Consider the following 4,009-nt stretch of genomic DNA (forward strand, 5'->3'; position numbering starts at 1 on the left):
CCATGTCGCCGCCGCCGAAGCCACCTTGACCACCGACATCACCCGTATTTCCGGTATTGCCGGCATCCGCACCGCCTATAACGCTCGAGCTGGATTCAGGAACCACAGCATCACTGGATGTGGCCACGGCATCACCGGTACTTTCGGAAGATGCCGGAATCGTACCTACACCATCACCAGAAAAGAGGTCGACTTCACCTGCAGCACTTTCGGGAACCGATGCGCTGGATAGCGTCTGTTGTTCTTCAGCATCTGACGAAGCGGATGCTGAGTTTTCGCACGCAATCAGACCGAATGCAGACGCGGCAACCACGGCAAAGCCAAACTTCTTGAAATCCATCATTGTACTCCTTTTTTGACGGTTTTTCTAAATATAATTCTATTTACACAAAAAATAAGTTTTTTAACAAAATATTACCATTTTGCATTTTTTCGCAAAAAACATACAACACACTTTTTACACACAAGCCCAGCCAACACGACAAAAAAAGCCCTCCACGGCGTGGAGGGCGGCGTTCTAAAAATGTCGTAAATTATTTGTGGACAACGGTATTGCAGATTTTACCGCCGGCGATTTTCACTCCGTTCCAGACAATGGCATCAGAAATTTCGCTGCCGGAAATTTCGCAGTCGTCACCGATGGAAACATTCGGACCGATCTTGCATCCGTGAATCTTGGCGTTCTTGCCGATATAGCACGGCGGCACCACAGTCGTCCCGTAGAAAGAGGCGCTGGCGGAATTGTCATTGCGCTGGAGCACGCGCGCGTTCGTCTCGAGAAGCGTCTCGACGAGCCCGCAATCCAGCCACCTGGTAACAGGTGCGGTACGGAACTTGCAGCCCCGCTCGATCATCATCTCAAGGGCATCCGTCAGCTGGAACTCGCCCTTGGTGCGGATGTCGTTGTCCAGGAGATACTGAAGCGAATCCTTCAGCGCCTTCACGTCCTTGATGTAGTAGATGCCGACAATGGCCTCGTCCGACACGAATTCCTGCGGTTTTTCGACCAGGCGAGAAATCTTGCCTTCTTCGTCGGTCACGGCGACACCGAAACGCTTCGGGTCATCGACCTTGAAAGTGTAGAGGATATTCTCTTCGGCATTCTTCAATATGTGCAGGTCGGCCTCGAAAAGCGTATCGCCCAAAATGATCAGGAGGGGTTCGTCGTCTTTCACGTACGGCAAGGCAAGGCTGATGGCCTCGCCCAACCCCTGCGGATTGGACTGGATAACGGTACGGGTCAACCCCCATTCGGGCTTGGACCTCAGGTACTCGTCCATTTTTTCGGCTTTATACCCTGTAATGAAAATTGTTTCCGACGGATTCAGACAGGAAGCGTCCTCGATAATCCAATCGATAATCGTCTTACCGGCCAGAGGCAAAAGACATTTCGGCCGATCCTCGGTGTAAGGACGGAGTCTAAGGCCATTTCCGGCGACAGGCAATACAATCTTCATCAAAAAACCTTTTTAAAAAACTACAATGCCACTTTTTCTCCCAAACCCTATCACCGAGCCATAAAGATAACAAAAAAAAATCCCTAAAACAACACAAAAACACCATTTTACAATATATGCAAAAATATATGCAAAAAAAAACTCCCCTTTCAGGGAGTTTTCGTGGATGATGCAGGGGTCGAACCTGCGACCCGCTGATTAAGAGTCAGCTGCTCTACCAACTGAGCTAATCATCCATTGTCGCTTGGACGCGCACAATAATAGAAAAGAAAAAAACGGTTGTCAAGGGATTTTCATAAAAAAAATGAAAAATTTTCTACATTCAGTTGCATGAGCCTCAATTCAAACCGAATGGTAACCTACTTGGCATTTCTGGGAGTGGAACGGAACCTTTCGCCGGCCACTGTCCAGAGCTACGCGGAAGACTTGCGGCACTTTACCGACTGGCTCGACGAGAACAGCCTGGACCTCAAGGAGCTGACTCCGGAGAAGCTGGACGAATTCCTGACACTCACCGCCGGACAGACGGAATACTCCCCCACGTCCATCGCGAGGCACTTTTCGAGCCTGCGCGGGTTCCTCAAGTACATGCAGAGCCAGGGCGAGTACGACTTCAGCACCGAGTCGATGCTCGAGCGCCCGAAACTCGGGCATTACCTGCCGCAGTACCTGACCCGCGAAGAGGTGGATTCTGTCTTTGAAAGTGCGGCCAACGGCAAGAACCCGCTGCGCGACACGGCGCTTATCGAACTCATGTACAGCGCGGGCCTCCGCATTTCCGAAGCGCTCGGCATCAAGCTTTCGCAGCTGGACCTCGACAACGAATGGCTCACGCCTATAGGCAAGGGCAACAAGCAGCGACTTGTTCCGCTCGGGAGCAAGGCCAAGGAAAATCTCCGTGCCTGGATCGAGGAGGGCCGCCCGCTCACCCACCCGACAACAGACAACGTAATTCTAAATTCCAGGGGCAAGCCCATGAGCCGCATGGGAGCCTGGAAAATTGTGCAGCAGCACACGGCGCACCTCGCCAAGCAGGTCTCGCCACATACGTTCCGTCATAGTTTTGCCACGCACTGCCTGGAAGCCGGCATGGACTTGCGCGTTCTGCAGGAACTACTAGGGCACGCCGATATAAGTACCACACAAATTTATACGCATATCGACAAGGAATTTATAAAGCAGGAACACCGGCAGTTCCACCCACGAGAGCAAGTTCATTGACATTAGAAATGTTTCTATTTACATTTTGAATACAAAAAAATGCTTTATCTGGAAAATCGAGGGAACATGAAAAAAGCAATACCAGCCCTTCTGTTCGCGGCCATGCTGACCGTGACATTCCTTACCGCCTGTGGCGACGACGATTCAAGCGACAAGCTTCTCCCGAGAAGAGTCGTCACGGAGGTCAACTCCATCTACGAACTCGGAATCTGCAATGAAGAAAAAGAAGGCGACACCGTGTACGCCAAGGAACAGGACGCCGAATACTATTGCCACGAAGAAAGCTGGACCCCCGTCCCCAAGAGCGATTCCTTAAGCTCCGCGAAATCTTCCAGCAGCAAGGCCAGTTCATCGTCCATGACCAAGGACGAACTCAAGAAGTTCAATGACCTGTGCAAGGCATCGGGCGGTACGGCAAAAGACGGGGCCTGCGTCTGCAAGAGCGAACTCTGCGACGTGGGTGCCGTCTGCAACACCGTTACGGGAGTCTGTGGCAACCAGAGCAAGCCTACCGACATAGACTCCACCGCCAGTTCATCCTCGACCGCAACTACATTCGCCGACTTATGCAAGGCATCGGGCGGTACGGCAAAAGACGGGGCTTGCGTCTGCAAGGAAACCGCTTGCGACGAAGGCGTTCTCTGCAACACCAAGAGCAAGGAATGCGCGAACAAGGACGCTGTTGAAATCGAATGCGACGACAGCTACAAGAGCACCTGCTCCGACAGCCCCGCAAGCATCGGCGTTGTCAAGGAATGCGTGAAGGGTGTCGTCGTGAACCGCTCGTGCGGCACAGTATCTTGTAACGAGAAGGGCACGGACTGCGGCGAGTGCGTCAACGACGTGCAGACCTGTGCCGAGGACAAGAACTTCAAGGCGACGGTCACCCGCTGCGAAAAGGGCAAGAAGGTGACCGAGAGCTGTGACGGAAAATCCTGCGATCCGCGTGACAACGGTTGCGGCGAGTGTACGAACTACGAGCACACTTGCACCAACGATGACGAAGGAAAGGGAACCGTCTACGAGTGCGTCGCCGGCGAAGCCAAAAAGGCCGTTTCCATATGTGGCAACAAGTCGTGCCGTACCGACAAGGCCATCTGCGGCGAGTGCCTGAACGGCGAACTGAGGTGCGACAACGACATCAACAACAATGCCGTCATGTACAGGTGCGTCGACGGGCAATGGGAAAGGCTCCATAACAAGTTCGACCCACTCGACAAGGAGTATTACAAATGCCCCGTCGCTTGTAGAGAAGGCTACCCTATAGACAAGATGGAAGCAGAATGCAACACGGATCAATGTTCTAATTGCGATCCTTGCTGGGGTGAACC

General features: G+C 52.5%; 3 protein-coding genes, 1 tRNA gene and 1 pseudogene. 2 read left to right on the top strand and 3 right to left on the bottom strand.

Annotated elements, in window-relative coordinates:
* The 3 genes and pseudogenes from B3M32_RS09115 to B3M32_RS09125 form a co-directional block, all read right to left on the bottom strand.
* A pseudogene (locus B3M32_RS09115) lies at positions 1–340 on the bottom strand (hypothetical protein); the annotation flags it as partial.
* 193 nt (positions 341–533) lie between these two features.
* A complete protein-coding gene (locus tag B3M32_RS09120; RefSeq protein WP_290745716.1) occupies positions 534–1,457 on the bottom strand; it encodes a sugar nucleotidyltransferase in 924 nt (307 codons plus the stop codon).
* A gap of 163 nt (positions 1,458–1,620) precedes the next feature.
* Positions 1,621–1,693 (bottom strand) — tRNA-Lys (locus tag B3M32_RS09125).
* A 94-nt stretch (positions 1,694–1,787) separates the two neighbouring features.
* Between B3M32_RS09125 and B3M32_RS09130 the strand changes: the two genes are divergently transcribed.
* Together B3M32_RS09130 and B3M32_RS09135 are read left to right on the top strand one after the other, a co-directional pair.
* Entirely contained in the window at positions 1,788–2,678 is an 891-nt protein-coding gene (locus B3M32_RS09130; RefSeq protein WP_290745719.1) for a tyrosine recombinase, read from the top strand.
* A 66-nt stretch (positions 2,679–2,744) separates the two neighbouring features.
* A partial coding sequence (locus B3M32_RS09135; protein ID WP_290745722.1) for a hypothetical protein occupies positions 2,745–4,009 on the top strand: 1,265 nt, incomplete at its 3' end.

Origin of the sequence: Fibrobacter sp. UBA4309, from assembly GCF_002395745.1 — a bacterium.
In the GTDB taxonomy this organism is placed as follows: Bacteria; Fibrobacterota; Fibrobacteria; order Fibrobacterales; family Fibrobacteraceae; genus Fibrobacter.